The organism is Aliidongia sp. (assembly GCF_035943795.1).
GTDB lineage: Bacteria > Pseudomonadota > Alphaproteobacteria > ATCC43930 > CGMCC-115725 > Aliidongia.
Genome location: NZ_DASZBY010000021.1, coordinates 1 through 24,035, shown reverse-complemented (window position 1 = coordinate 24,035; position 24,035 = coordinate 1). Strand labels below are relative to the sequence as shown.

Sequence of the window (24,035 nt, the reverse complement as noted above, 5' to 3'; positions counted from 1 at the left end):
CGGGTTCGGCAGGCCCGGCGGGGTCGTGCCGCCGCGGGGCCTGCTCGGATATATCGCAGCCGCTAAGCGACGTTCGCCCGCCGGGGCAGTTTCCAGTCCGGCCGGACGAAGTGGCAGGTATAGCCGTTCGGGATCCGCTCCAGGTAGTCCTGATGCTCCGGCTCTGCTTCCCAGAAGTCGCTGGCCGGCACCACCTCGGTGACCACCTTGCCCGGCCACAAGTCCGAGGCATCGACGTCGGCGATCGTATCGAGGGCGACCTTCCGCTGCTCGTCGCTGGTGTAGAAGATCGCCGAACGGTAGCTGGCGCCCCGGTCGTTGCCCTGGCGGTTGAGCGTGGACGGATCGTGGATCTGGAAAAAGAATTCCAAGAGCGTCCGATAGCTGGTCTTGGCCGGATCGAAGATGATCTCCAGCGCCTCGGCATGGTTGCCGTGGTTGCGATAGGTGGCGTTGGCGACCTCGCCGCCGGTATAGCCCACGCGGGTCGAGGTCACGCCCGGATAGCGGCGCACCAGGTCCTGCATGCCCCAGAAGCAGCCTCCGGCGAGAATGGCGCGTTCTTCGGTCATCGGGTTTCCTCCACCTGGTCCAGATAGGCCTCGTAGCCTTCGGCCGCCATGTCGTCGCGATGGATGAACCGCAGCGAGGCGGAGTTGATGCAATAGCGCAGGCCGCCGCGATCCCGCGGGCCGTCGGGAAACACGTGGCCCAGGTGGCTGTCGCCGGCGGCCGACCGCACCTCGATGCGCACCATGCCATGGGTCGTGTCGCGCAGCTCGTTGACGTGCGCCGGCTCGATCGGCTTGGTGAAGCTGGGCCAGCCGCATCCGGACTCGAACTTGTCGGCCGAGGCGAACAGCGGCTCGCCCGACACGATGTCGACGTAGATGCCCGGCTCCTTGTTGTCGAGGTATTCGCCGGTGCCGGGGCGCTCCGTGCCGCTCTGCTGGGTGACGCGATACTGCTCCGGCGTCAGGCGCGAAAGGGCTTCCGGGCTTTTGCGATAGGGGGTCATCTTGATCCTCGGTTGGCGTTCCGCTGCACAAGAAATGGGAACGAAGGGTCTCTCTGTCCAATACCCGCCGCGCATCGTCGCCATTTCGTCAGTTCGACCAGCCGCCGTCGATCATGTGGATGGTGCCGGTGGTGAAGGCCGCTTCGTCGGAGGCGAGATAGGCCGCCAGCGCCGCGATCTCCTCGGCCTTGCCGATCCGGCCGACCGGCTGGCGGGCGACGAACGCCTTCTGCACCTGGTCCAGGCTCTGGCCGGTCGCAGCCGCCTGGGTCGAGATGCGCTCGTGCAGCGAGGGCGATTCGATCGTGCCCGGGCAGATCGCGTTGCAGCGGACGCCCTTCGCCACGAAATCGGCCGCGACCGACTTCGACAGGCCGATTACCGCCGCCTTGCTGGCGCCATAGGCGAAGCGGTTGGGCACGCCCTTCACGCTCGACGCGGCCGAGGCCATGTTGACGATCGAGCCGCTGCCCTTGGCCAGCATGCCGGGCAGGAAGGCCCGGATGGTGCGGTACATCGCGGTCACGTTCAGATCGAACGAGAAAGCCCAGGCGTCGGGCGGACAGTCCAGGATCGTGCCCGAATGCACGTAGCCGGCGCAGTTGAACAGAATGTCGATGGGACCGGTCTTGGCCGCGATCGCCGCCACGGCCTCGTCCTTGGTGACGTCGAGGATGTGGGTCTCGCAACCCTCGATCTCGGCCAGCAGGGCGGCGTTGATGTCGGTCGCGATGACGCGCGCCCCTTCGGCGGCGAAACGCAGCGCCGTGGCCTTGCCGATGCCCTGGGCTGCCGCGGTGACGAGGGCGATCTTGCCTTCCAGACGACGCATTCGATGGTTCCTTTTCCCGGATCAGCCGTGGCGGCTCCGACCACGGGCATAGCATGGCTGCCCGCAATCCGCATGCTCGGCGGCCAGCCGATCCGCTTGCCCGACGCGGGGCGCCGGTCCATTCTCTCTGGTATGAGGAAAGCAGTCGAGCGATCGTGCTGCTGGAGCTGGAGGAATCGATGGCTGTTGAGATGATGCGTCGGCGCGAAGTGCCGACCGAGAGCGTGATCGAGCGCCTGAAGGCGCGCTTCGGCGAGCAGGTCTCGACGGCGACGGCGGTACGCGACCAGCATGGCAAGGACGAATCCTACCATCCGATCGAGGCGCCCGACGCGGTGTTCTTCGCGCGCTCGACCGAAGACGTGGTCGAGGCGGTCAAGCTGTGCGCGGAATTCAAGGTGCCGGTCATCCCGTTCGGTACCGGCACCTCGCTCGAGGGCCATGTGGCCGCGCGCGAGGGCGGCATCTGCATCGACCTCACGCAGATGGATCAGGTGCTGCGCGTCTCGCCCGAGGATCTCGACTGCACGGTACAGCCGGGCGTCACGCGCAAGCAGCTGAACGAATATCTGCGCGACACCGGCCTGTTCTTCCCGATCGATCCCGGCGCCAACGCCTCGATCGGCGGCATGACCGCGACGCGCGCGTCGGGCACCAATGCGGTGCGCTACGGCACCATGCGCGACAACGTGCTGTCGCTGACCGCGGTGCTGGCCGACGGGCGGATCATCAAGACCGCGAGCCGGGCGCGCAAGTCGTCGGCGGGCTACGACCTTACCCGCCTGTTCGTCGGCTCCGAGGGTACGCTGGGCGTGATCACCGAGATCACGCTCAAGCTCTACGGCATTCCCGAGGCCATCTCTTCGGCGGCCTGCTCGTTCCCGTCGATCGCGGCGGCGGTCGATACCACGATCCTGACGATCCAGGCCGGCATCCCGGTCGCGCGCATCGAGCTGCTGGACGAGGTGCAGATCGCCGCGTGCAACGCCTATTCGAAGCTCGACCTCAAGGTGGCACCGACCCTGTTCTTCGAATTCCACGGTACCGCGGCCGGGGTCAAGGAACAGGCCGAGATGGTCGCCGCTTTCGCCGAAGACAATGGCGGCGAAGGCTTCAAATGGACGACCTCTGCCGAGGAACGCTCCAAACTGTGGCAGGCCCGGCACGACGCCTATTACGCCGGCCTGTCCATGCGGCCCGGCTCCCAGGGCTGGGCGACCGACGTCTGCGTCCCGATCTCGAACCTGGCCGAAGCGATCAACGAGACCAAGAAGGACCTGGAGAAGGCCAGCATGCCGGTCTGTCTGGTCGGCCATGTCGGTGACGGCAACTTCCATCTCTGCTTCATCCTCGATCCGAACAAGCCCGAAGAATTCGTCGAGGCCGGCGAGATCAACGAACGGATGGTGAAACGCGCGCTGGCACTCGACGGCACCTGCACCGGCGAGCATGGCGTGGGCTACGGCAAGATCGGCTTCGTCGAAGAGGAGCATGGTCCCGCCACCATCAGTGTGATGCGCGAGATCAAGCGCGCTCTCGACCCGCATAATCTGATGAACCCCGGCAAGGTGATCCGCATCGGGGCGAACCACTGACGATGGAAAAGGCAAGGTCCTGCGTCCATCCACCTTCAGGAGCATAAATGTCGTTCGATTTCACGGGAAAGCGCGTCGTCGTCGCCGGCGGCAGCAAGGGGATCGGCCGGTCGATCGCCTTGGGATTCGCGGCGGCCGGTGCCAAGGTTTCGATCTGCGCACGGGGCGAAGCGGCATTGGCCAAGGCGCGCGAGGAATTGTCCGCCTTCGGTACCGCGGCCCATGCCGCGAGCTGCGACCTGGGTGTCGAGGCGCAGGTCAAGGCCTACATCGCCGAGGCGGCGGAAGCGCTGGGCGGCATCGACGTGCTGATCAACAATGCGTCGGGCTTCGGCCAGAGCGATGACGAAGCGGGCTGGGCGGCCAGCCTCAACGTCGACCTGATGGCGACCGTGCGGGCGTCCCATGCGGCGGTGCCGTTCCTTGTCCAGGCGACCGGCAGCTCGATCGTCAATGTCTCGTCGATCGCCGGATATCGACCGACCACCCGGTCCGTTCCCTATGCTGCGGTCAAGGCCGCCGTCATCCAATATACCACCAGCCAGGCGGCCCAGCTGGCCCGCCAGGGTGTGCGGGTCAATTGCGTGGCGCCCGGCTCGATCGAGTTTCCGGGCGGCACCTGGGAGGATCGCCGAACCAGCAATCCCGATCTCTACGGCCGCACCCTGAAGAGCATTCCGTTCGGCCGGCTGGGCTACCCGGAAGAGATCGCCGACGTGGTGCTGTTCCTGGCCAGCCCGCTGGCACGCTGGGTCACGGGCCAGACCATCACTGCCGACGGCGGCCAGTTGCTGGGCGTCAGCTAGCGACCCGCTCCGGCAGGGCGGCGAGCCGCGCCACCGGCGAGACCAGGATGACCAGCGCCTGGATCGCGAAGCCGGCGACCGCCACCAGCAGGCAGGCGCTGGCGCCATATCCGCCGCCGATCGCCGCACCGATCGCGGCCCCGATCGGCCGTGCGCCGGCCGTCGCCATGGTGATGATGGCCGAGACCCGGCCCAGCAGGGCCTCCGGCGTCACCGCCTGGCGCAGGGTGGTCGAACTGATGACCCACAGGATCGGCCCGACCCCGATCAGGAAGTAGCTGGCCGCGGCGAGTTCGATCGAGGGAAACCAGATCGTCGCCGCCATGACCAGAGCTGCCGCGAAGCCGGCCAGCGGCCCGATCGCGACGACCGCGCCGAACGGCAGCAGGCGCGTGATCCGCGGTGCCAGCAGCGCGCCGGCGACCATGCCGACGCCATAGGTCGCGAGCGTGGTGCCGACGCCCGCGGCACTCAGGCCCAGATGATGGACCGCGTAGGGCACATAGACCGCCTGCAGCACGAACCAGGCGATGTTGAAGAAGACTGCAGTCAACAGGATGGGGCGCAGCAGCGGGTGGCGTCCGACGAAGCTGGCACCTTCCTTGAGATCCTGCAGGAAGCGCCGGGGCGGTGCGGCCGCCCGGGCCGGCTCGCCGATGCCGGCCAGCAGCAGGACCGCGACGATCGACAAGGCGGCCGCGGCGCCAAAGGACGGAGCGGCACCCACCCGGGTGATGAGCGCGCCGGCGAGCGCCGGCCCAGCGACGAAGGCGACGGCGCGCGCCAACTCGATCCGGCCGTTGGCCTGGGCCAGTTGAGGGCGCGGCACCAGGGCGGGCACCAGCGACGGCGCGGTGACGCTGTAGGCGACCGTGCCCGTAGCGCCGACGAAGCCCAGCAAGGCCAGCAGCGGCAGGGACAGCAGGCCGGACCAGGCCAGGACCAGGATCGCGAGCAGCGACAATACGCGCAGCGCCTCTGCCCCGGCCATCAGCCGGCGGCGCGAGGTGCGGTCGGCCAGCACGCCGGCGGGGAACGAAAGCAACAGAAAGGGCAGGGTCTGCGCGGTCTGCAGCAGGCCGGTCTCGCCGGCACCGGCGCCCAGGGTCAGCACGGCGATGAGCGGCGCCGCGGCCAGGCCGATCTGTTCGGCAGACTGGGCGGCAAGGTTGGACCAGGCGAGCCGGTTGAAGGCGGTGGGCAGGGCAGGCGACGACATGACAGCGGATCCCGTTCGATGCATTCGATCGGGACAGGCTAAGGCCCATGGCCCGCCGTCTACGTTCCGCTTGTTGCTGTCGAATTCAGGATGGGGCGATTTCCCGCTCGGCCACGGCCCCCTTGGGCAGCAGCCGCGTCTCGCCGACCCGCATCAGCCAGGCGGCCTCGGGTGTCAGGCCGGCCAGGTTCGCTGCGGCGCGAAACCGCACGGGCGGCTCGAACGGCGGCTCAACGGTCATGACGATGGCGCCCCAATGCATGGCCATGACATGGCGTGCGCCCAGGTCGAGCGCGATCTGGACCGCCTCTTCCGGGTTCGCATGGTTCATGTGCATGGCGGCACGCGGCGCGTAGCAGCCGATGCCCAGCATCGCCAGGTCGAACGGACCGTAGCGGCGCCCCGTCTCGGCGAACACGGCGCCGTAGCCGGTGTCGCCACCGAAATAGAGCCGCCGCTCGCCGCTCTCGAGGATGAAGCCGGCCCACAGCGTGCGGTTGCGATCGACCAGGGTGCGGGCCGACCGATGGATCGCCGGCACGGCAGTAACGGTCAGCAGACCGGCTTTCGACTGGTGATGCCAGTCCAGTTCCGCGACCGAGCGATAGCCGCGGGTACGGAAGAACCGGCCCAGTCCAAGGGGCACGATGACGCGTATATGGGATTTGTTCGGTAGCGCCGCAATCGTTTTGGCATCGAGATGATCGTAGTGATTGTGCGATACCAGCAGCAGGTCGATCGGCGGCAGGGCCTCGACCGGCAGGCCCGGCGGCGTGAAGCGGCGCGGACCCACGCCCTGGACGGGGGAGGCATAATCGGACAGGAACGGATCGATCAGCACCGTCTGGCCACCGAGGCGGATCAGGAAGGCGGCGTGGCCCAGCCAGGTCACGCTATCCTGGCCGGCCGCGGCATCAAGTCCGTCGAGTGCTGCGCCGATCGGCAGGACGTGCCCGTCCGGAACCTCGTAGGTTTTGGCGTGGATCCGCTGACGCCAGAGGAATTTCAGCAGCTTGTTGCGTCGGCGCACACGCTCGGGCGAGCCCGCCGGATTCTGAAAGCCGGCCGGTGTGTGATGGTCCGGGGGGTCCGCTACCGGCTGCTCGCCACCCCATGCCCTTTCGGAGACCCGGTCGGATGGCATATAGTTCAATCCACCCGTTTGCCGTCCAGATCCTTCTGGGTCTGCTCGGCTTCCGTGCGCAGCTTGGCCTTCAGATCCTTGGCTTGGCCAAAGCGCACGCGGTTTTCGGCGGCCAGGCTTTCGGCCGTCCGACGGTCGCGGGCCTTGCGGAATTTGTTCAGGTTGACGACGTCGCCCATCGAAGGTGCCTCCTCTTGGGGAAGTCCAGAACCAATCCTAGTCCAAGCCGGTCGCCCGTCAAAGCGCCGGCTCGCATCCTCCACCAAGCGGTGGGCCGGCCTGCGACGGAATGTCCCGACGCCTGGACCAATCCGCTGACGATCGCCGCTCGGGAGGGTTCGGGTGCGTAATCTGCTGATCGCCATCGGGGTCGTCCTCGTCCTGCTCACGGGTGCGCTCATGGTGGTGCCGCGGCTGATCGGCACCGACCAATTGACCGCGTTCCTGACCCAGCGGCTGCGGGCCGCTACCGGATACAACGTTTCGATCCGAGGTCCGGTTGCCCTGTCGGTGCTGCCGAGCCCTAGCCTGTCGATCGACGACATCCACGTGACAGCGAATGCGGCGCTGGATGGCGCCGAGTTGGCACGGGCCGCCGGTATCGAGATCGACGTCGCACTCCTGCCGCTGCTGGGCGGCCGGGTCGAGGTGACGGCGGTGACCGTGCGCGATCCGGTCGTCACGCTCGACGGCCCGCCCAAAGCGGCAAAGCCCGTCGATCCGTCGCCGCCCTCGACCGAAGCGGCGTCATCGCCGCCAGGATCACCCGGCAGCAAATTCTCGGTGGCGGTCCGGCATGTCCGGGTAACGAATGGCAGCGTCTCCTATCGCGACGCGGGGAAGACCTTCGGGATCGATCATCTGGACCTCGATCTGACGACGGCGCCGGACGGCGCGATCAGCGGATCGGCCGATACCGGGCTCGGTGGCGACAAGCTGCATGTGACGGGTCGGATCGGCTCGACGGATTGCACCACCGCCATCCCGCTTTCGCTCCACGCGATGGGCGAGGCCGGTGCAGCAAGGCTCGATTTCGACGGGACGGCAACCTGCGAGACCGATCGACCGGTGCGGGCCGATGGCAAGCTGAAGCTCATGGCCGACAGCGCGCGCGCCGCCCTCGCACCATTCACCCATGGCACGTTGCCGCCGGCGCTCGATCGGCATTTCGCCTTGGACGGGACGCTCGGCCTGGACCGGACCAGGGCCGACCTCGCCGATCTGACGGTCGACCTGGATCAGACCCACGGCGCAGGATCGCTGACCGCGCGCGCGGGCGATCAGCCGTCGATCGAGATAACGCTGGACCTCAACCGCCTGGATCTCGGCCCGTGGCTCGAAGGGCGCGCGCCGGTTCCGGCTGCGAGTGGGCCGGTCCGGCAGGCTGCAGGCGGCCCCCAGGTCGCCACGCCGCCGGTTGCGGCCGGCGCGCTGCACGTCGGCCTGGACCTGTCGGCCGAATTGCTGTCCTGGAGCGGCGGCCTGATCCGGCAGGCGCGATTCAACGGCGGTCTCGACCAGGGCGCGATCACGATCAACCAGGCGACCGCCGAGCTGCCGGGCGGCACCGATCTCAGCATCAGCGGACAGGTCGCCGACGCTTTCGCCGCGGCCCGCTTCACCGGCACGCTCGATGCGGAGACCGACAATCTGCGGGCGCTGATCGATTGGTCCGGCCTGCGTCTCAGCGGCGTGCCGGCGGATCGGCTGCGCCAGGCCAGCTTGTCGACAAACCTCGATCTCGCGGCCGACCGGGCGTCTGCGACCGGCGTCGAACTGGAGCTCGACGGCAGTCGCTTCAAGGGGGCGGCCAACCTGGTGTTCGGTGCCCGACCGGCCATCGGTCTGCGCCTCGCCGGCGACCAGCTCAATCTGGACGCCTATCTGGCAGGCGGCACGCCCGTCCTGGCGCAAGGGGCGCCGAAACCGTTGCCGGCTTCGCCGGCGGATGCCACCCCGGCCGAGGCGCCGGTGCCGGTCGCGGCGGCGGCGGCCCTGCTGCCGCTGCTCGCGGCGAACCTGGACCTCAGCTTCGGCAGCGTCATCTGGCGCGGCCAGTTGCTGAAGGCCGTCCATCTGGCCGGCGCCATCGACGAAGGGGTGGCGACGGTCCATGACGCGCGCATCGGCGATCTCGGCGGCGGGGCCATCGCTTTCAACGGCCGCTGGTCGGGGGGCCTCGGACCCGGTGCCGTGCTGTCGGGCCACCTGCAGGCGACCGGCGGCAGTGCCGTTCCATTGCTCAGTTTCGCCGGCCTGGGTGGCCAGGAGACGGCGGGACGGCTCGGCGCCTATGGCCTGGACCTGCGGATCGCTGGCTCGCCCGCGGCGCTCGATGTCGACACGTCGCTGACGGCCGAGGATGGCCGGCTCGCCGCCAAGGGGCGGCTGGGATTTGGCGGGGCGGCACATTTCATCGGCAGTGCTACGCTCGACCATCCGGAGGCGGCGCGGTTGCTGGCCTTGGCGGCGCCGCTCTACCGGCCGGCCGGGGTCACGCTCGGCGCCCTGGCATTTTCCGCCGCGATCGATGCCACGCCGACCCGGCTGGCGCTCGATCACCTGTCGCTGTCGATCGGGGGGCAGCGGGTCGAAGGCATGGCGACGCTCGATGGTGCCGGCCACCCGGCGCGGCTCGATGCGGATCTCCTGGCCGGCGACCTGGTGCTCGACCCGTTTCTGCCGGCCCATGAAGTGGCGGAGATTGCCAGGCCGGTCCGCTATGCCGCCCTCGGCGATCCCGGCCCGCTGCCGGGGCGCTGGCCGCGCACGAAACTGGATTTTTCGGGGCTCGGCCTGCTCGATGCCACGGTCAAGCTGAGCGCGGCATCGGTTGCCGTCGGCCAATGGCATTTCGACAAGCCGGCGCTCGCCGCGAACCTGAAGGGCGGCGCCCTCGGTCTCGAAGCGCTGTCGGCCGGCCTGTTCGGCGGCAAGCTGCAGGCCCACGGCAGCCTGACCCAGGCGCCGGCGCTGGCCCTCGTCCTGTCCGGCCAGGATCTCGATCTCAAGGACCTCTCGGGGCATCTGTGGTCGAACGTGCTCGCGGCGGGCACCGGCGCTCTCGACCTCGACCTCACGGCGGCGGGCGCATCCCAGGCCGACCTCGTCGGGACGCTGGGCGGCAAGGCCAGGCTGGCAGCGCGCGACGGTACTGCGACCGGCTTCGATCTTGCCGCGATCAACGATCGGCTGGCGGCGCTCAAGGGGCCGCAGGATCTGGTCGGCGTGCTGCAGGCCGCCCAAGGCGGCGGCACCACGCGCTTTTCGACGCTGGACGCGACCGCGACCATTGCCAATGGCGTGATCCGGTCGAACGACCTGCGTCTTGCGGCTGACGGCGGGACTCTGACGGCGACGGTGACGGCGGATCTGCCGGCCTGGACGATCGACGGCAAGGCGGCCCTGGCGCTGGCCGGGCGAACCGATCTGCCGCCGCTCGCCATGAGTTTCGAGGGGCCGCTGGATCGACCGGAAAAGCGGATCGACGTGAAGACGCTGTCGGGCTACGTCGAGCGCCAGGGCGTCGGCGCCCTGCTGCAGGGGCTGTCGGGCACGCAACCGGCGACGCCCGCCTCGCCGTCACAACAACAGCAGAAGCCGGCGCAGCCGTTGCAGAACCTGTTCAAGGGGCTGCTGTCGAAGCCTAATCCTTGACGGGCTCGTCCTTGTAGCATTGCAGGACGAACACGCGGATGGCACTCGACAGGTTCGTGCCGCGCGCCGCGTCGATGGTTTCCACCAATCGATTGACGGAAAGGCCGCGCTGCTCGGCAATCTCTTTCAGCCCCGCCCAGAACGCGGTTTCGAGCGACACGCTCGTACGATGGCCCGCGATCACCACGGATCGCTTGCGCATCGCTTGTGCGCCGCTCGAGTCCCCTGCTTCAGAGCTCGGCGTGTCTCGGGTCAACGCGGACCCAGCATGCTCTCCGGACGCACCCAACGATCGAACTCCTCATCACTAAGAAAACCCAACGACATGGCCGCTTGCTTCAAGGTCGTGCCCTCGGCATGTGCCTTCTTGGCGACCTTCGCGGCCTTGTCGTACCCAATATGCGGATTGAGCGCGGTCACGAGCATCAACGACTCGTAGAGCAGCTTCTCGATCCGATCCTTGTTCGCCTCGATCCCGACCACGCAATTGTCGGCGAAGCTTTCTGCCGCGTCGGCCAGCAGCCGGATCGACTGCAGCACGTTAAAGATAATAACGGGTTTAAAGACATTCAGTTCGAAATGACCCTGACTGCCGGCAATCGTCACCGTCACATGGTTGCCCATGATCTGGGTCGCAACCATCGTCATCGCTTCCGCCTGCGTCGGATTGACCTTGCCCGGCATGATCGACGAGCCCGGCTCGTTCTCCGGCAGGTGGATTTCGCCGAAGCCGCAGCGTGGGCCCGATCCCAGCAGCCGGATGTCGTTGGCGATCTTCATGGCCGAGGCGGCGAGGGTATTGAGCGCGCCCGACAGCTCGACCAGCGCATCATGGGCGGCCAGCGCCTCGAATTTATTTTCGGCGGTGACGAACGGCAGGCCGGTCAGCTTGGCAGCCTGCTCCGCGAACGCGACGTCGAACCCGACGGCCGCGTTGATGCCGGTGCCGACCGCGGTGCCGCCCTGGGCCAGTTGGTAGACGCGCGGCAGCGTCGCCTCGACCCGGGCGATGCCATATTCGATCTGCGTGGCGTAGCCCGAGAATTCCTGGCCCAGCGTGACCGGCGTCGCGTCCTGCAGATGGGTCCGGCCGATCTTGATGATGTCGGCGAATTCCCTGGCCTTGGCATCGAGCGCCTGGTGCAGGTGCTTCAGCGCCGGCAGCAGCCGATGGGCGACCTGCTCGCCCGCCGCGATATGCATGGCGGTCGGAAAGCTGTCGTTCGAGGACTGGCCGTAGTTGACATGGTCGTTCGGATGGATCGGCTTCTTCGAGCCGATGACGCCGCCCAGCATCTCGATCGCGCGGTTCGAGATCACCTCGTTCGCATTCATGTTGGTCTGCGTGCCCGAGCCGGTCTGCCAGACGACCAGTGGGAAATGCTCGATCAGGGTCAGGTCGATCACCTCGTCGGCCGCCTTGGCGATCGCGTCCGCGATGGTCCGGTCGAGCTTGCCCAGCGCGAGGTTGGCCAGCGCCGAGGCTTTCTTCTGGATGCCCAGTGCGCGGACCAGCGGCGCCGGCATGCGCTCGCCGCCGATCTTGAAATTCTGCAGCGAACGCTGGGTCTGGGCGCCCCAGTAGCGGTCGGCGGCGACGGCCACTTCGCCCATCGTGTCGGTTTCGATGCGGGTCGCGGTCTCGGACGTCATTGGGTCATTCCTCGTCGAAGGTCACTGCCGCCGGCCGGGAAGCCCCGTCGCCGGACCAGAGCTTTCCTCCGAAAGCTCCATGGCGCCAAGGTGCCATCGCTCCAAGGCTGCAGCAAATAGCTGTTACCGCAAGGCTCAATTGCCGAGCGTGTTTCGGATGGGGCCAGCGAGGGGATTCGCCCGATCGATCACCGTGGCCATGAAGGTCTTGCGCTGGGATTCGTCCAGCGTTCCCAGGAACTTGATCGTCGCCGCGGTCGTGTCCGCCTGGAACGCCCGGCGATGCTGGGCGATCTCGTCGAGGATCTGCTGGACATGCTGGGAATCGGGTGCAGGCTGACTGAGCTCGCTCCAGGCCTCCTCGACCAGCGGCTGGTTCTGCTGGTAGAGCACGCCCTGCGCACTATGCAGGCTGCGTCGCCATTCCTTGAAGGATTTCGACTTCTCGGGATCGAGGCCGAGTTTGCTGGCGAAGCGTTCCAGCCGTCGGTCTCCACCGCCGGTCGGCGCCGCGGGGGCCGGATGGGCGGTGGTATATTGCGAATAGGCGAAGCCGCCCGCGACGAACAGGTTGAGCGCCAGCGACAGGACGAGAGCGACCTCGATCAGCCGAGGGACGCGGAGCTTGGACATCGACAGCATCCGACTCTCAGCCAACTCCATCGCCCAGCAAGGTGGTCGACTGGTCGAGAATGTCGATCGATGTGCCGATCCCGGTCGCCCCATTGATGTTGCGTTCGGTCTGCATGCCGACGTTGAAGCCGACGAGCGAGATCAGGATCAGACTAGCTGCCACGGCGCCCCAGGCTGCCCACGCGGTCATGCGGCGCGGTGCCGCAGGTCGCGGCTGGAAGGGCAGCACGGTCGCGGTCGATGCGGCGTGGTCGGATGGGATCAGGGCCTGGGCGTTGCGCAGAAAGGCGGCCGACGCGATTTCGGGTCCGACCGGATGGGTCCGGCAATCGATCAGGTCGTCGAGCGCCGCCGGATCGGCCTGCAGCAACCGCTCCAGCGGCGCCGAGCCCGGCTCGTCCAGCCGGCCGTCGAGGTAGGCCGCCAGCAGCATCGGATCGAGTTCCGCCGGCGGATCGGCCGCCACCGACTCGTGCGACCGCCAGCGCTCGAAGAGCGCCCGGTCCGGCTGAAAAGGAGCGTCGTCGTTCATGGCACGGATCCCACGTTCGAACATGGTACGATGCGGGCGCGCGGACCATCCCCGCGCCTCATGGCTTTTCGCCGAAATGGGCGCGCAGTTTCAGCATCGCCTTGTGATGGGTACTGCGGACGGTCTGGGCGTCGATCGACAGCATCGCCGCGATCTCGGCCACCTCCATGTCGCGTTCATAGAGCATCGTCAACACCAGTTGCTGGCGTGGCGACAGCAGGCCGTCGGGAATCTTGACCTTTTCCGTGATCGAGGGCTCGACTGCGAAGGCGGCTTCCGGCGTCACGTCGATCGTCTGGGTCTGCGGGCGCCGGCGCCGCAGCGTGTCGTGGGCGACGCTGCGCGACACGATGGTGAGCCAGGTCGAAAGACCGGCCCGCGTCGGATCGTATTGGCGCAGCAGGCGGAAATCATTCTTACACAGGCGCACGAACACATCCTGGGCGATGTCCTCGACGTCGATGCCGTCGGATCCGACGACCCGCCTGACGGCGGCCAGGATCAGGCCGGCGAAACGGGCGACGAACGAGTCCCAGGCCGCCTTGTTTCCGGCCAGCAAGCCGGAAAGGTCCTCCCGTTCCCCCGTCAAATCAGCTCCGTCCGACTGGCACCGCACCAAGCGATCATACGCCGGTATGGTAGCCGGTATCCCTGGGCACTCATGATCATTTCGGAGAGGGGGTCCGCAATAGTTAAAACGGGCGGATGAAACGAGGGCGGCGCCGCAGCGCCGCCCTGTTCATTCCACACCGCTTACTTCTTGCGAAACGCATCGAGCTTGACCACCTCGCCGGCCTTGTCCGGCGGGGGCGGATCGGGCTCGCTCGAATCATCCTGCTGCTGCGCCCTTTCCGGCGGCGGCAGCGGCGTCGGCGCGTCGGAGGCGGCTTCGACGCCGTCCGGCTCCGACCGGAATTCCAGGCCGAACTTCACCGAGGGATCGGCGAAGGCGGTCACGGCAGCCAGGGGCACGACCAGCCGTTCCGCCTGGTTGCGGAAACTGAGCGTGACCGAGAATTGATGCTCGTCGACCTCGAGGCCCCAGAACTGGTGCTCGAGCACGATCGTCATCTCGTGCGGATATTGCGCGGACAGATAGTCCGGAATCTCGACGCCGGGATAGGCGGTGCGAAACGTGATGTAGAAGTGATGGGCGCCGGGCAGCCCGTGCTCCGCGGTCAAGGTCAATGCGTCGCGCACCACGCTGCGCAGCGCATTCTCGACCATCTTGTCGTAACGGAGGGTAGGTCTCGCCATCTGCACCGATTCTGAAAATGCGCCGGAAAGCCGCCCGACGCGGAAATGAAGTGGGGGGCTTCTGTTGCCCGGTGCCCCCCGAACCGCGAGTTACCCGATAGCTTTCATCCCGTTAGGGATTAGGCCGCGAGAGCCTCATGCGCAACGTTATCGTTCGCATTTAGAGATTGACCCGATAACGGCGGTATCATGCCGGGCAAAAGTCGCGTCTTTACCACGCACGTCGAAGCTGGATCGCCCCCTTGGGTCGTCCCTCGGGAAATGAGCCCAAGAGCCGGTTTGGTGGAGGCGCCGGGCACTGCCCCCGGGTCCGTGACGATTATTCCACGCGCCGTTTATCGCCATAGTCGGTCACCCGACGATTGGAATATAGGCGGCGGCCGGCCCGGGCGCAACCGGCTAGGGGGCGTTCCCAGCCGGATCCTCTGACATGTCGTTCATCCGGCCCTGAGCGCGCGTTCCAGGAAGTCCAGCCGGTCCTGCCCCCAGAACGGTTCACCGCGATGGATGTAGGTCGGCGCGCCGAACACCTGGGCGGCGATGGCATCTTCGGTATGGGCACCGTAGGCCGCCGTGACCGCGTCCGTCTCGGCGGCGGCGAGCAGCTTTGCGCCGTCGAACCCCGCGGCATCGGCGACGGCGGCCAGGGTGGCGGCGTCGCTGACGTTCCGCTCCTCGGTCCAGACCGCGCGCATGATATCGGCTGTCAGCCGGCCGACGTCACCCTCCGCCTGCGTGGCCGCGACGATGACGCGCGCGGCGAGGTCGGCCGGCACCGGAAAATATTTCGGATGCGGATTGAGCGGCAGCCCCAGCAGCGCCGACCAGCGCTTCAGCTCGAACTGTCGATAGGCCTGGCGCTGCGGCGCGCGCTTGGCCAGCGGCAGGCCGCCCGAGATCGCGAAGATCCGGCCATAGTCGGCCGGCTTGTATTCGATCGTGGCTCCCGTCGCGGCGGCGATGGCGAGGAAGCGCGTGTGGCCCAGATAAGCCCAGGGCGAAACGGGCGTGAAATAATATTCGACGGTTCCGGTGGTCGTCATGCTCAGGGAGCCTCTTTCGTGCGCAGCGCGCGGCGGATGATCTTGCCGGTGGCGGTCATCGGCAGGGATTGGGCGAATTCGACGATGCGCGGGTATTCGTGGGCGGCCAGCTGCCGCTTGACGAATTCCTGGATCTCCGCAGCGAGCGCCGGCGTCGGCTCGACGCCATCGGCCGGCACGATCACCGCCTTGACCAGTTCGGTGCGGATCGGGTCGGGCTCGCCGACCACGGCGGCCAAGGCCACGGCGGGATGGCGCATCAGGCAGGACTCGATCTCGGCCGGCCCGATGCGATAGCCGCCCGACGTGATGAGATCGTCGTCGCGGCCGACGAAGCGGATGTAGCCGGCCTCGTCCTTTTCGCCCAGGTCGCCGGTCAGCAGATAATCGCCGGCGAATTTCGCAGCCGTCGCCTCCGGGTTGCGCCAATATCCCAGGAACATCACCGGATCGGGCCGGCGCACGCCGATGACGCCCTGGGTGCCGGGCGGCTGCACCTGGCCCTGCTCGTCGACGATCTCGACCCGGTGACCGGGGATCGCCGTTCCGGTCCAGCCGGGTCGGACCGGCGGCAGGCCACCGCCGTTGCCCAGGACCAGGTTACATTCCGTCTGGCCGTAGAATTCGTTGATCTGCACGCCCAGCACCTCATGGCCCCAGTCCAGCAGCTCGCCGCCCAGGCTCTCGCCACCGCTGCCGACGCTACGCAGCTTCAGGCCCGCATGGCGCGCGCCGGACCGGCGCAGCAGCTTGAGCGCGGTCGGCGGAAGGAAGCTGTTGCGCACCTCGAACCGCGCCATCAGGTCGAGCGCCGCCGCAGGATCGAACTTGCGTGCCCGGTGGGCGACGACCGGCACCCCGTGGAACCAGGACGGCAGCAGCACGTCGAGCAGCCCGCCGATCCAGGCCCAGTCGGCCGGCGTCCAGAACCGGTCGCCCGGCTGCGGGAAGCCATCATGGGGGAACGTCACGCCCGGCAGATGGCCCAGCAGGACCCGATGGGCATGGAGCGCGCCCTTGGGTTGGCCCGTGGTGCCCGAGGTATAGATGATGATGGCCGGGTCGTCGGCGCTGGTATCGACCGGCGTGAACTGGTCGCTCGCCCGTTCGAGCGTGGCGCCGAATCCCAGCGCGCCCTCGGCCGGGCCATCGACCGACAGGATCGTCTGCAGATCGGGCAGCCGGTCGCGAATCGCCGCGAGCTTCGCCAACCCCTCCGCATCGGTGACGACCGCCCGTGCGCCGGAATTGGCCAGGCGGTATTCCAGCGCCTCCTCGCCGAACAGGATGAACAGCGGTACCGAGATCATGCCCGACTTCAGGATCGCGGCATGGGCGACGCCGGTCTCGTGACGCTGCGGCAGCAGGATGCCGACCCGGTCGCCGGCCTGCAGGCCGCGCGCCACCAGTCCGTTGGCGAGGCGGTTCGACATCAATGCCAGATCGCGGAAGCTGAATTGGTGCGTCCGGCCGTCGCCATCGACCTCGATCAGCGCGGTCCGCCCCGGATCCGCGTCGGCCCAGCGGTCGAGCACGGCTACGCCGATGTTGAAGCGCACCGGAATCTGCCAGGTGAAATCCCGGGCTGCGGTCCCGAACTGGGACATGGGTCTGTTCTCCTGCCCGCTGCATGCTGCCGGGAGCTTAGCGCATTCATGGGCTCTGGCGAGAATGCGCGGGATCGGCATAATCGTTCTGCCGGGTCGCATCTGCGATCCGGTTCTTCAAGAATCAAGGGGATGTCGATGACGGTTCGGGCTGCGATCGTCGGGCTGGGTCGCTGGGGGCAGCGGCTGGTGAGTTCGGTTGAAGGAAGCGACAAGATCCGCATCGTCGCGGGCGTGACCCGCAGGCTCGAGCGGGCGCAGGGGTTCGCCGATGCGCGCGGCTTTCCGCTCGGCGCCGACTACGACGCCGTCCTGCGCGATCCTGCGATCGATGCGGTCGTCCTGGCGACGCCGCACAGCCTGCATGCCGATCAGGTCATGGCGGCGGCTGCGGCCGGCAAGCAGATCTTCTGCGACAAGCCGTTCACCCTCGACAAAGCCTCGGCCGAACGCGCGGTCGCGGCGGCCGAGGCCGCCGGTGTCACGCTCGCGGTCGGATTCAACCGGCGCTTTCTGCCGGCGTTCCGCCAGGTGGCCCGGCTGATCGCGGACGGCACGTTCGGCACCGTGCTGCATGCCGAAGCGAATTTCTCGGTGAATGCGGTCGGCCGCTACGACGACGATTCCTGGCGGCTCGACCGCAGCGAGGCGCCGGGGGGCGGCCTGACCGGGCTCGGCATCCACCTGATCGATGCCATGATCGACCTGATGGGACCGATCGACAGCGTGTTCGCGCAATCGACCGGCCGGGTGCTGAGCGAAATCGACGACACCACCTCCGTGCTGTTCCGCTTCCGCAGCGGGGCGAGCGCCAATCTCACCACCCTGCTGGCGACGCCGACCTTCTTCCGCTTCCATCTGTTCGGCTCGGCGGCCCACGTCGAACTGCGCGGTCCGGACCGGCTGGAACTGACCCGGCTCGCCGACACGGTGGCGACGGTGACCGACCATCCGCCGATCGATCTCGAGCGTGCCGAACTCGAAGCCTTTGCAGATGCGGTCGCAGGGCGGGCCGCTTTCCCGGTCCGTGGCGCGGACGCGATCCATGGCGCCGCGGCGTTCGAGGCGATCATCCGGTCGGCCGCGACCGGGCAGCCGGTGCCGGTCGCCTGAACCGATGGCGTTGGAGATCGTCGCGCGAGCCAGCCGCGCCGGCGGAGGCGTCAACGAGGATGCGGCCGGCGCGACGCGGCGCGGGATGGTCGATACGGCCTGGGTGCTGGACGGGGCGACCGGCCTGGCCGGGCGGGAGCACGTACCGGACGGCCCGACCGACGCCGCCTGGCTCGTGGGCGCGCTGTCCCAGGCACTACGCGAACTCGACCCCGGCGACCTGTCGCCCCGGGATTATTTCGCCCAGGTCATCGATCGGGTCGGGCAGCACTATCGCGCCCTGGTGCCGGATCACGCGGCGCTGCCGCCTTACGCCCTGCCTTCGGCGGCGGGCGTCTGGGTGCGGAGCGACGGCGACCGCCTCGATCTTGCTTTCCAGGGCGACTGCGTGGCCGTGGTCGAACAGCAGGGCGTCGTGCGCTGTTTCGGGACGATCGACCTGACCGGCTCGGACGACGGGCTGCAGCGGATGATCGTCGCGCGGCAATCATCGATGCCCCTCGCCGGCCCGATGCTCGAACGGCTGGGCGACGAACTGCGACGGCGTCGCGCCCGGCTCAACCGGACCGGCGGCTATTGGATGCTCGGTACCGACGTCAGGGCCGCGGCGGCCATGTCGATCGAGAGCTTCGCGGCCCGCCCCGGCACGCGGGTCCTGCTGTGTTCCGACGGGTATTGGCGGCTGGTCGATCATTTCCGGCGTTACGATGCCGCGGGTTTGCTCGCGGCAAGCTTCGAGCAGGGCCCGGACGCGCTGCTCGACCAGCTGCGCGGTCTGGAGGCCGCCGACGCGGATTGCCGCGCGACGGCCCGCATCAAGCCGATGGACGACGCGACAGCACTTCTCCTGCGCTTTTGAACTGCGTTCCGCGCGGGGCGGCTTGCGCCGCTGCCGGCTTGGCGGGGAGCGAAGTCGGTTCTAGGGTAGTTCTCCCGACGCGAGACCGGACTCCGCTCCACCATGCCGCTCGATATCGCCCATTCGGTCTGCCCGCACGATTGCCCCTCGACCTGCGCGCTCGAGGTGGAGCGGATCGACGCCCGCACGATCGGCCGCGTCCATGGGGGCCGCAAGGACGGCTACACCGCTGGCGTGGTCTGCGCCAAGGTGGCGCGCTATGCGGAACGCCAGCATCATCCGGAACGCCTGAGCCAGCCGTTGCGCCGGGTCGGACAGAAGGGTGCAGGGCGCGACGCGTTCGAGCCGATCTCGTGGGACATGGCGCTCGACATCGTCGCCGACAGGTTCGCCGAGGCCGCGCGCCGCCACGGGCCGGAGACGGTCTGGCCGTATTTCTACGCCGGCACCATGGGCCATGTGCAGCGCGACGGCATCGACCGGCTGCGCAACGTGATGAAGTATTCGCGCCAGTTCGGCTCGATCTGCGTCGCCCTGTCGGATGCCGGATGGCAGGCGGGCGTCGGGATCAGGCGCGGTGTCGACAGCCGTGAGATCGTCGAGAGCGACCTGATCGTGGTCTGGGGCGGCAATCCGGTCGCGACCCAGGTCAATCTGATGGCCCATATCCAGCGGGCGCGGAAAAAGCGCGGCGCGAAGCTGGTCGTGGTCGATACCTATCGCACGCCGACCGCGGAGGTCGCCGACCTGGCGGTCATCCTCCGGCCCGGCACCGATGCGGCGCTCGCCTGCGCCATGATGCATGTGGCGTTCAAGGAAGGCTTCGCCGACCGGGACTACATGGCCCGCTACACCGACGTGCCTGGCGAACTCGAAGCTCATGTGCAGGACAAGACGCCGGCCTGGGCGGCGGCGATCACCGGCCTTCCGGAACAGACGATCTGGGACTTCGCGCGGCTCTATGGCGGGACCAAGCGCGCCTTCATCCGGGTCGGCTACGGGTTTTCACGCAGCCGCAACGGCTCGGCGCAGATCCATGCGGTCACCTGCCTGCCAGCCGTGACCGGCGCCTGGGCGCACCAGGGCGGCGGCGCGCTCTATTCGGGCAGTTCTCTCTATAATCTGAAAAAGACCGTGATCCAGGGGCTGGATGCGGCCGATCCGACGGCGCGCGAGCTCGACATGTCGCGCATCGGCGGCGTGCTGACCGGCGATGCCGACGCGCTCCGTGGCGGGCCACCGGTCACGGCCATGCTGATCCAGAACACCAATCCGATGGTGGTCGCGCCGGACCTGACCAAGGTTCACGCCGGCTTCGCGCGCGACGACCTGTTCGTCTGCGTCCACGAGCAGTTCATGACCGAGACCGCGGCGATGGCCGACATCGTACTGCCGGCCACGACCTTCCTCGAACATGACGACATCTATACCGCATCCGGCCACACGATGCTGCAGATCGCGCGCAAGGCGGTCGAGCCGTTCGGCGAGGCGCGCGAGAACCACTATGTCATCTGCGAGCTCGCCCGCCGCCTGGGGGCCGAACACCCGGGCTTCGCCATGACGCCTTGGCAGCTGATCGAACGCACGCTGGTCGATACCGGGCTGCCGGCGGCCGAGACGTTCCTCGAAGGCCGCGGTCTCGATTGCACCTTGTCGTTCGAGGCCATGCATTTCCTCGACGGCTTCGGCCACGCGGACGGCAAGTTCCATTTCAAGGCGGACTGGTCGATGCTGGGCGCCGAGGGTGCGCGCCTGTCGGCCTTGCCGGACCAGAATTGGGTGATCGACCGCGAGACCGCGGCGAAGCCGTTCCGCCTGGTGACGGCGCCGGCACGCAGCTTTCTCAACTCGACCTTCGGCGAGACGCCGGGCAGCCGGCAGCGCGAGGGCGCCCCACGCGTGCTGATCCACGCCGACGACCTGGCCGCACTCGCGGTCGAGGATGGTACCCGCCTCCGGCTCGGCAACGACCGGGGCTCGGTCGTGGTGCCGGCCCGCGCGTTCGAGGGCATCCGGCGCGGCGTGGTCGTGGTCGAGGGCATCTGGCCGAACCATGCGTTCGAGGAAGGCATCGGCATCAACGTGCTGACCAGCGCCGAGCCCGGTCTGCCGGCCGGCGGCGCCGTATTCCACGACACCGCGATCTGGATCCGCCCGGCGGCGTAGCTGCGGCTCCTGTTCCTCATTTTGGGGAACTCGGGGGTCTGCATCCTCGCGATGGTTGCCGCCTGTCGCATGGTATGGCACAGAATGCGCCGCAGGATGGGAACAGGACGGCCCCCTCGCCCGTTAGTGCTGTTGCGATATTGGTGCGCCGCAACATGAGCGCTGGGCGCTCTCCGGCCGAGAGGGTCGGGTCGTCGAGGGGGATTACATGGGTCATAAGATTCGCAAAGCCGTATTTCCGGTGGCGGGCCTCGGCACGCGCTTTCTGCCGGCGACCAAGGCCATGCCGAAGGAAATGCTGACGGTCGTCGACAAGCCCGTGATCCAATATGCGCTGGAGGAGGCGCGCGACGCCGGGATCGAGGAATTCATCTTCGTCACCGGCCGCAACAAGACCGCGCTGGAAGACCATTTCGACTATTCCTACGAATTGCAGCGGACGCTCGAGGAACGCGGCAAGACCGAGGCGCTGGAGGCGATCAAGCGCTGGCTGCCGAAGCCGGGTCAGGTCGCGTCCGTGCGCCAGCAACTGCCGATGGGCCTGGGCCATGCCGTGCTGTGCGCGAAGACCCTGATCGGCGACGAGCCGTTTGCGGTCATCCTGCCCGACGATCTGGTGCTGTCGCAGACCCCCTGCATGAAGCAGCTGGTCGACGTGCATGAAGAGACCGGCGGCAACGTCGTCGCCGTGGTCGACGTGCCGCGCGAGCACACCAAGAAATACGGCATCCTCGACGTATCGTCCGACGACGGCCGCCTCGCCTCCGTGCGCGGCCTGGTCGAGAAGCCGGACCCGTCCGTGGCGCCGTCGACCCTGTCGATCATCGGCCGCTACATCCTGACGCCCAGCATCTTCCGCCATCTGGAGACGACCGGCCGCGGTGCCGGCGGCGAGATCCAGTTGACCGACGCCATGGTCAAGCTGCTGGGAACCGAACCGTTCCACGGCCTGCGCTTCGAGGGCGCCCGCTATGATTGCGGCGACAAGGTCGGTTTCCTCGAAGCCAACATCGCTTTCGGTCTTTCGCGTCCCGACGTGGCCAGCGACCTGCGCCGCATCATCGCGGCGCTGGTCTGAGCCAACCCTTATTCACGCCTCAAGAGAGAGCCCCCGATGAGCCATCAGTTCGACCCGACGATCCTGCGCGAATACGACATCCGCGGCATCGTGGGCGAGACCCTCAAGACCGAGGACGCGCGCGCCATCGGCCGCAGCTACGGCTCGATCCTGGCCAAGCAGGGCGGCAAGTGCGCCGCGATCGGCTATGACGGCCGCCTGTCGTCGCCGATGATCGAGGAGGCCGTCGTCCAGGGCCTGAACGAGGCCGGCATCGACGTGGTGCGCATTGGGCTCGGGCCGACGCCGATGCTCTATTACGCCGTGAACACGGTGCCGGGCGTCGATGGCGGCATCATGATCACCGGCTCGCACAACCCGCCGAACTACAACGGCTTCAAGATGATGATCGGGAAGAAGTCGTTCTTCGGCAAGGACATCCAGCATCTGGGCGCGGTGGCCTCCAAGGGCGATTGGGCGACCGGCCAGGGCACCTGGCGCAAGCTGTCGGTGTTCGATGAATATGTCGCCCGCGTCGCCAAGGACTATGACGGCACGAAGGACCTGAAGATCGTGTGGGACGCCGGCAACGGCGCCACCGGCGACGCGCTGGTCCAGCTGGTGAAGGCGCTGCCCGGCACGCATATCCTGCTGAACGAAGTGATCGACGGCACGTTCCCGGCGCATCATCCGGACCCGACCGAGCCGCACAATCTGATCCAGTTGCAGGACAAGGTCGCCGAGACGAAGGCCGATTTCGGCATCGCGTTCGACGGCGACGGCGACCGCATCGGCGTGGTCGACGGCAAGGGCCGCATCCTGTGGGGCGATCAGCTGATGGTCATCCTGGCCGAGGACGTGTTGAAGACCCATCCGGGCGCCACCATCATCGCCGACGTCAAGGCGAGCCAGGTGCTGTACGACGAGATCGCCCGCATGGGCGGCGCGCCGCTGATGTGGCGCACCGGCCATTCGCTGATCAAGACCAAGATGGCCGAGACCGGCGCGCCGCTCGCCGGCGAGATGAGCGGCCATATCTTCTTCGCCGACAAATATTACGGCTACGACGACGCGCTCTATGCCGCCGTCCGCCTGCTGGGCATCGTCGCCCGCTCGGCCGAGACGATCACCCAGGTGCGCGACCGCCTGCCGAATGTGCTCAATACGCCGGAACTGCGCTTCCCCTGCTCGGAAACCCGCAAGTTCCAGGTGATCGAAGAGGTCAAGGCCCGGCTCGAAGCGGCCGGCGCCCAGGTCTCGGCGATCGACGGCGTGCGCGTCAACACGGCCGACGGCTGGTGGCTGCTGCGCGCGTCCAACACCCAGGACGTGCTGGTCGCCCGCGCCGAGGCCAAGGACGAGGCGGGCCTGGCCCGGCTCAAGGACATCCTGGCCCAGCAGCTGAAGGCGAGCGACATCGCGCCACCGGCGTTCTGATCGGGCGATCGCCATTCCCGCGTCGCGCGGGAATGGCAGAACGAGGCGGCGGCGACAGCATTGGTTCTCGAACGACGCGCAATCCCATCCTGGTGGCAGAGCATCATGAGACTGCGATTCCTGGGGATGCTTCCGCTGCTGGCGGTCGCCGTGCCCGCCTGGGCCGCCTCCTGCAAGGAGACGGCGGGCGAGGGCTGGGCCAAGGCCTATGTCGAGCAATGCATCGAGGTCTCGACCGCGACCCATCCGCCGTGCAACGTCGACAATCCATGCGAACTGATCGTGAGCGAGATCAAACGCGGCTGCGACAGCCTGGTCAAAGGCGGTGACGACGTGCCGCCCTACTGCAAGCCGGAACTCCCGCCGGAGCAGAAGGAAGACGCGCCGGGCGAGAAGTCGGAGTGAGG

General features: G+C 67.8%; 23 protein-coding genes and 1 other RNA gene. 9 read left to right on the top strand and 15 right to left on the bottom strand.

Features of this window, described 5'->3' with window-relative positions; translation table 11 throughout:
* Positions 1–62: 62 nt before the first annotated feature.
* The 3 genes from msrA to VGV37_RS03525 form a co-directional block, all read right to left on the bottom strand.
* Positions 63–572, bottom strand: a complete 510-nt coding sequence (gene msrA / locus VGV37_RS03535; protein WP_326878234.1) for a peptide-methionine (S)-S-oxide reductase MsrA — start codon at positions 570–572, stop codon at positions 63–65.
* Positions 569–1,018, bottom strand: a complete 450-nt coding sequence (gene msrB / locus VGV37_RS03530) for a peptide-methionine (R)-S-oxide reductase MsrB (protein WP_326878233.1) — start codon at positions 1,016–1,018, stop codon at positions 569–571. Before msrB ends, msrA begins: the two co-directional genes overlap by 4 nt.
* A gap of 88 nt (positions 1,019–1,106) precedes the next feature.
* Positions 1,107–1,850 carry an SDR family oxidoreductase gene (locus VGV37_RS03525; RefSeq protein WP_326878232.1) on the bottom strand — a complete coding sequence of 248 codons (744 nt, stop codon included), beginning with the start codon at positions 1,848–1,850 and terminating at the stop codon, positions 1,107–1,109.
* A 179-nt stretch (positions 1,851–2,029) separates the two neighbouring features.
* Here VGV37_RS03525 and VGV37_RS03520 point away from each other — a divergent pair, with 179 nt between their 5' ends.
* Positions 2,030–3,445, top strand: coding sequence for an FAD-binding oxidoreductase (locus VGV37_RS03520; protein ID WP_326878231.1), 1,416 nt, complete (start codon positions 2,030–2,032; stop codon positions 3,443–3,445).
* A gap of 47 nt (positions 3,446–3,492) precedes the next feature.
* Positions 3,493–4,251 (top strand): SDR family NAD(P)-dependent oxidoreductase, encoded by a 759-nt coding sequence (locus VGV37_RS03515; protein ID WP_326878230.1) that lies wholly within the window; start codon positions 3,493–3,495, stop codon positions 4,249–4,251.
* Here VGV37_RS03515 and VGV37_RS03510 read toward each other — a convergent pair.
* From VGV37_RS03510 to VGV37_RS03500, 3 genes are all read right to left on the bottom strand, one after another.
* Complete coding sequence (locus VGV37_RS03510) at positions 4,244–5,470, bottom strand: MFS transporter (RefSeq protein WP_326878229.1); 1,227 nt, start codon at positions 5,468–5,470, stop codon at positions 4,244–4,246. The genes VGV37_RS03515 and VGV37_RS03510 overlap by 8 nt on opposite strands.
* A gap of 85 nt (positions 5,471–5,555) precedes the next feature.
* Entirely contained in the window at positions 5,556–6,614 is a 1,059-nt protein-coding gene (locus VGV37_RS03505; protein ID WP_326878228.1) for an MBL fold metallo-hydrolase, read from the bottom strand.
* A 5-nt stretch (positions 6,615–6,619) separates the two neighbouring features.
* Positions 6,620–6,793: a DUF4169 family protein gene (locus tag VGV37_RS03500; RefSeq protein ID WP_326878227.1), complete on the bottom strand. Its 174-nt coding sequence runs from the start codon at positions 6,791–6,793 to the stop codon at positions 6,620–6,622.
* Positions 6,794–6,956: 163 nt separating this feature from the next.
* On the opposite strand from VGV37_RS03500, the gene VGV37_RS03495 reads away from it, so the two are divergent.
* A complete protein-coding gene (locus VGV37_RS03495; protein ID WP_326878226.1) occupies positions 6,957–10,271 on the top strand; it encodes an AsmA family protein in 3,315 nt (1,104 codons plus the stop codon).
* Here the strand turns inward: VGV37_RS03495 and VGV37_RS03490 are convergent.
* The 9 genes from VGV37_RS03490 to VGV37_RS03450 all read right to left on the bottom strand — a co-directional run bounded on the left by VGV37_RS03490 (position 10,261) and on the right by VGV37_RS03450 (position 16,996).
* The gene (locus VGV37_RS03490) at positions 10,261–10,473 is read right to left on the bottom strand and encodes a ribbon-helix-helix domain-containing protein (RefSeq protein ID WP_326878225.1); all 213 of its coding nucleotides are present in this window, start codon (positions 10,471–10,473) and stop codon (positions 10,261–10,263) included. The genes VGV37_RS03495 and VGV37_RS03490 overlap by 11 nt on opposite strands.
* 50 nt (positions 10,474–10,523) lie before the next feature.
* Complete coding sequence (fumC, locus tag VGV37_RS03485; RefSeq protein WP_326878224.1) at positions 10,524–11,924, bottom strand: class II fumarate hydratase; 1,401 nt, start codon at positions 11,922–11,924, stop codon at positions 10,524–10,526.
* A 135-nt stretch (positions 11,925–12,059) separates the two neighbouring features.
* A complete protein-coding gene (locus VGV37_RS03480; protein ID WP_326878223.1) occupies positions 12,060–12,557 on the bottom strand; it encodes a periplasmic heavy metal sensor in 498 nt (165 codons plus the stop codon).
* 16 nt (positions 12,558–12,573) lie between these two features.
* On the bottom strand, positions 12,574–13,089 hold the full coding sequence (locus tag VGV37_RS03475) for a hypothetical protein (RefSeq protein WP_326878222.1): 516 nt from the start codon (positions 13,087–13,089) through the stop codon (positions 12,574–12,576).
* A 58-nt stretch (positions 13,090–13,147) separates the two neighbouring features.
* On the bottom strand, positions 13,148–13,678 hold the full coding sequence (locus VGV37_RS03470) for a sigma-70 family RNA polymerase sigma factor (RefSeq protein ID WP_326878221.1): 531 nt from the start codon (positions 13,676–13,678) through the stop codon (positions 13,148–13,150).
* Between the two features lie 164 nt (positions 13,679–13,842).
* Positions 13,843–14,346 (bottom strand): SspB family protein, encoded by a 504-nt coding sequence (locus VGV37_RS03465; protein ID WP_326878220.1) that lies wholly within the window; start codon positions 14,344–14,346, stop codon positions 13,843–13,845.
* 49 nt (positions 14,347–14,395) lie between these two features.
* Positions 14,396–14,745, bottom strand: a transfer-messenger RNA (tmRNA) gene (gene ssrA, locus VGV37_RS03460).
* A 38-nt stretch (positions 14,746–14,783) separates the two neighbouring features.
* Positions 14,784–15,389, bottom strand: a complete 606-nt coding sequence (locus tag VGV37_RS03455) for a 2-hydroxychromene-2-carboxylate isomerase (RefSeq protein ID WP_326878219.1) — start codon at positions 15,387–15,389, stop codon at positions 14,784–14,786.
* A 2-nt stretch (positions 15,390–15,391) separates the two neighbouring features.
* Positions 15,392–16,996: an acyl-CoA synthetase gene (locus VGV37_RS03450; protein ID WP_326878218.1), complete on the bottom strand. Its 1,605-nt coding sequence runs from the start codon at positions 16,994–16,996 to the stop codon at positions 15,392–15,394.
* Between the two features lie 138 nt (positions 16,997–17,134).
* On the opposite strand from VGV37_RS03450, the gene VGV37_RS03445 reads away from it, so the two are divergent.
* From VGV37_RS03445 to VGV37_RS03420, 6 genes are all read left to right on the top strand, one after another.
* The gene (locus VGV37_RS03445; protein ID WP_326878217.1) at positions 17,135–18,109 is read left to right on the top strand and encodes a Gfo/Idh/MocA family oxidoreductase; all 975 of its coding nucleotides are present in this window, start codon (positions 17,135–17,137) and stop codon (positions 18,107–18,109) included.
* Between the two features lie 4 nt (positions 18,110–18,113).
* Positions 18,114–18,968 (top strand): hypothetical protein, encoded by an 855-nt coding sequence (locus tag VGV37_RS03440; protein WP_326878216.1) that lies wholly within the window; start codon positions 18,114–18,116, stop codon positions 18,966–18,968.
* 102 nt (positions 18,969–19,070) lie between these two features.
* Entirely contained in the window at positions 19,071–21,134 is a 2,064-nt protein-coding gene (locus VGV37_RS03435) for a molybdopterin oxidoreductase family protein (protein ID WP_326878215.1), read from the top strand.
* Positions 21,135–21,342: 208 nt separating this feature from the next.
* Positions 21,343–22,212, top strand: a complete 870-nt coding sequence (gene galU, locus VGV37_RS03430; RefSeq protein ID WP_326878214.1) for a UTP--glucose-1-phosphate uridylyltransferase GalU — start codon at positions 21,343–21,345, stop codon at positions 22,210–22,212.
* Positions 22,213–22,248: 36 nt separating this feature from the next.
* Entirely contained in the window at positions 22,249–23,628 is a 1,380-nt protein-coding gene (gene pgmG, locus VGV37_RS03425) for a phosphoglucomutase/phosphomannomutase PgmG (protein WP_326878213.1), read from the top strand.
* A gap of 105 nt (positions 23,629–23,733) precedes the next feature.
* Positions 23,734–24,033 (top strand): hypothetical protein, encoded by a 300-nt coding sequence (locus tag VGV37_RS03420; RefSeq protein WP_326878212.1) that lies wholly within the window; start codon positions 23,734–23,736, stop codon positions 24,031–24,033.
* Positions 24,034–24,035: the final 2 nt, after the last annotated feature.

Excerpts from the sequence above, each read along its gene's own strand:
- VGV37_RS03500 (WP_326878227.1), bottom strand. The coding sequence starts at position 6,793 with ATGGGCGACGTCGTCAACCTGAACAAATTCCGCAAGGCCCGCGACCGT.
- VGV37_RS03525 (WP_326878232.1), bottom strand. The coding sequence starts at position 1,850 with ATGCGTCGTCTGGAAGGCAAGATCGCCCTCGTCACCGCGGCAGCCCAG.
- VGV37_RS03475 (WP_326878222.1), bottom strand. The coding sequence starts at position 13,089 with ATGAACGACGACGCTCCTTTTCAGCCGGACCGGGCGCTCTTCGAGCGC.
- pgmG (WP_326878213.1), top strand. The coding sequence starts at position 22,249 with ATGAGCCATCAGTTCGACCCGACGATCCTGCGCGAATACGACATCCGC.
- VGV37_RS03510 (WP_326878229.1), bottom strand. The coding sequence starts at position 5,470 with ATGTCGTCGCCTGCCCTGCCCACCGCCTTCAACCGGCTCGCCTGGTCC.
- VGV37_RS03450 (WP_326878218.1), bottom strand. The coding sequence starts at position 16,996 with ATGTCCCAGTTCGGGACCGCAGCCCGGGATTTCACCTGGCAGATTCCG.
- fumC (WP_326878224.1), bottom strand. The coding sequence starts at position 11,924 with ATGACGTCCGAGACCGCGACCCGCATCGAAACCGACACGATGGGCGAA.
- msrA (WP_326878234.1), bottom strand. The coding sequence starts at position 572 with ATGACCGAAGAACGCGCCATTCTCGCCGGAGGCTGCTTCTGGGGCATG.
- galU (WP_326878214.1), top strand. The coding sequence starts at position 21,343 with ATGGGTCATAAGATTCGCAAAGCCGTATTTCCGGTGGCGGGCCTCGGC.
- VGV37_RS03435 (WP_326878215.1), top strand. The coding sequence starts at position 19,071 with ATGCCGCTCGATATCGCCCATTCGGTCTGCCCGCACGATTGCCCCTCG.
- VGV37_RS03490 (WP_326878225.1), bottom strand. The coding sequence starts at position 10,473 with ATGCGCAAGCGATCCGTGGTGATCGCGGGCCATCGTACGAGCGTGTCG.
- VGV37_RS03505 (WP_326878228.1), bottom strand. The coding sequence starts at position 6,614 with ATGCCATCCGACCGGGTCTCCGAAAGGGCATGGGGTGGCGAGCAGCCG.
- VGV37_RS03420 (WP_326878212.1), top strand. The coding sequence starts at position 23,734 with ATGAGACTGCGATTCCTGGGGATGCTTCCGCTGCTGGCGGTCGCCGTG.
- VGV37_RS03455 (WP_326878219.1), bottom strand. The coding sequence starts at position 15,389 with ATGACGACCACCGGAACCGTCGAATATTATTTCACGCCCGTTTCGCCC.
- VGV37_RS03520 (WP_326878231.1), top strand. The coding sequence starts at position 2,030 with ATGGCTGTTGAGATGATGCGTCGGCGCGAAGTGCCGACCGAGAGCGTG.
- msrB (WP_326878233.1), bottom strand. The coding sequence starts at position 1,018 with ATGACCCCCTATCGCAAAAGCCCGGAAGCCCTTTCGCGCCTGACGCCG.
- VGV37_RS03440 (WP_326878216.1), top strand. The coding sequence starts at position 18,114 with ATGGCGTTGGAGATCGTCGCGCGAGCCAGCCGCGCCGGCGGAGGCGTC.
- VGV37_RS03465 (WP_326878220.1), bottom strand. The coding sequence starts at position 14,346 with ATGGCGAGACCTACCCTCCGTTACGACAAGATGGTCGAGAATGCGCTG.
- VGV37_RS03480 (WP_326878223.1), bottom strand. The coding sequence starts at position 12,557 with ATGTCCAAGCTCCGCGTCCCTCGGCTGATCGAGGTCGCTCTCGTCCTG.
- VGV37_RS03445 (WP_326878217.1), top strand. The coding sequence starts at position 17,135 with ATGACGGTTCGGGCTGCGATCGTCGGGCTGGGTCGCTGGGGGCAGCGG.
- VGV37_RS03515 (WP_326878230.1), top strand. The coding sequence starts at position 3,493 with ATGTCGTTCGATTTCACGGGAAAGCGCGTCGTCGTCGCCGGCGGCAGC.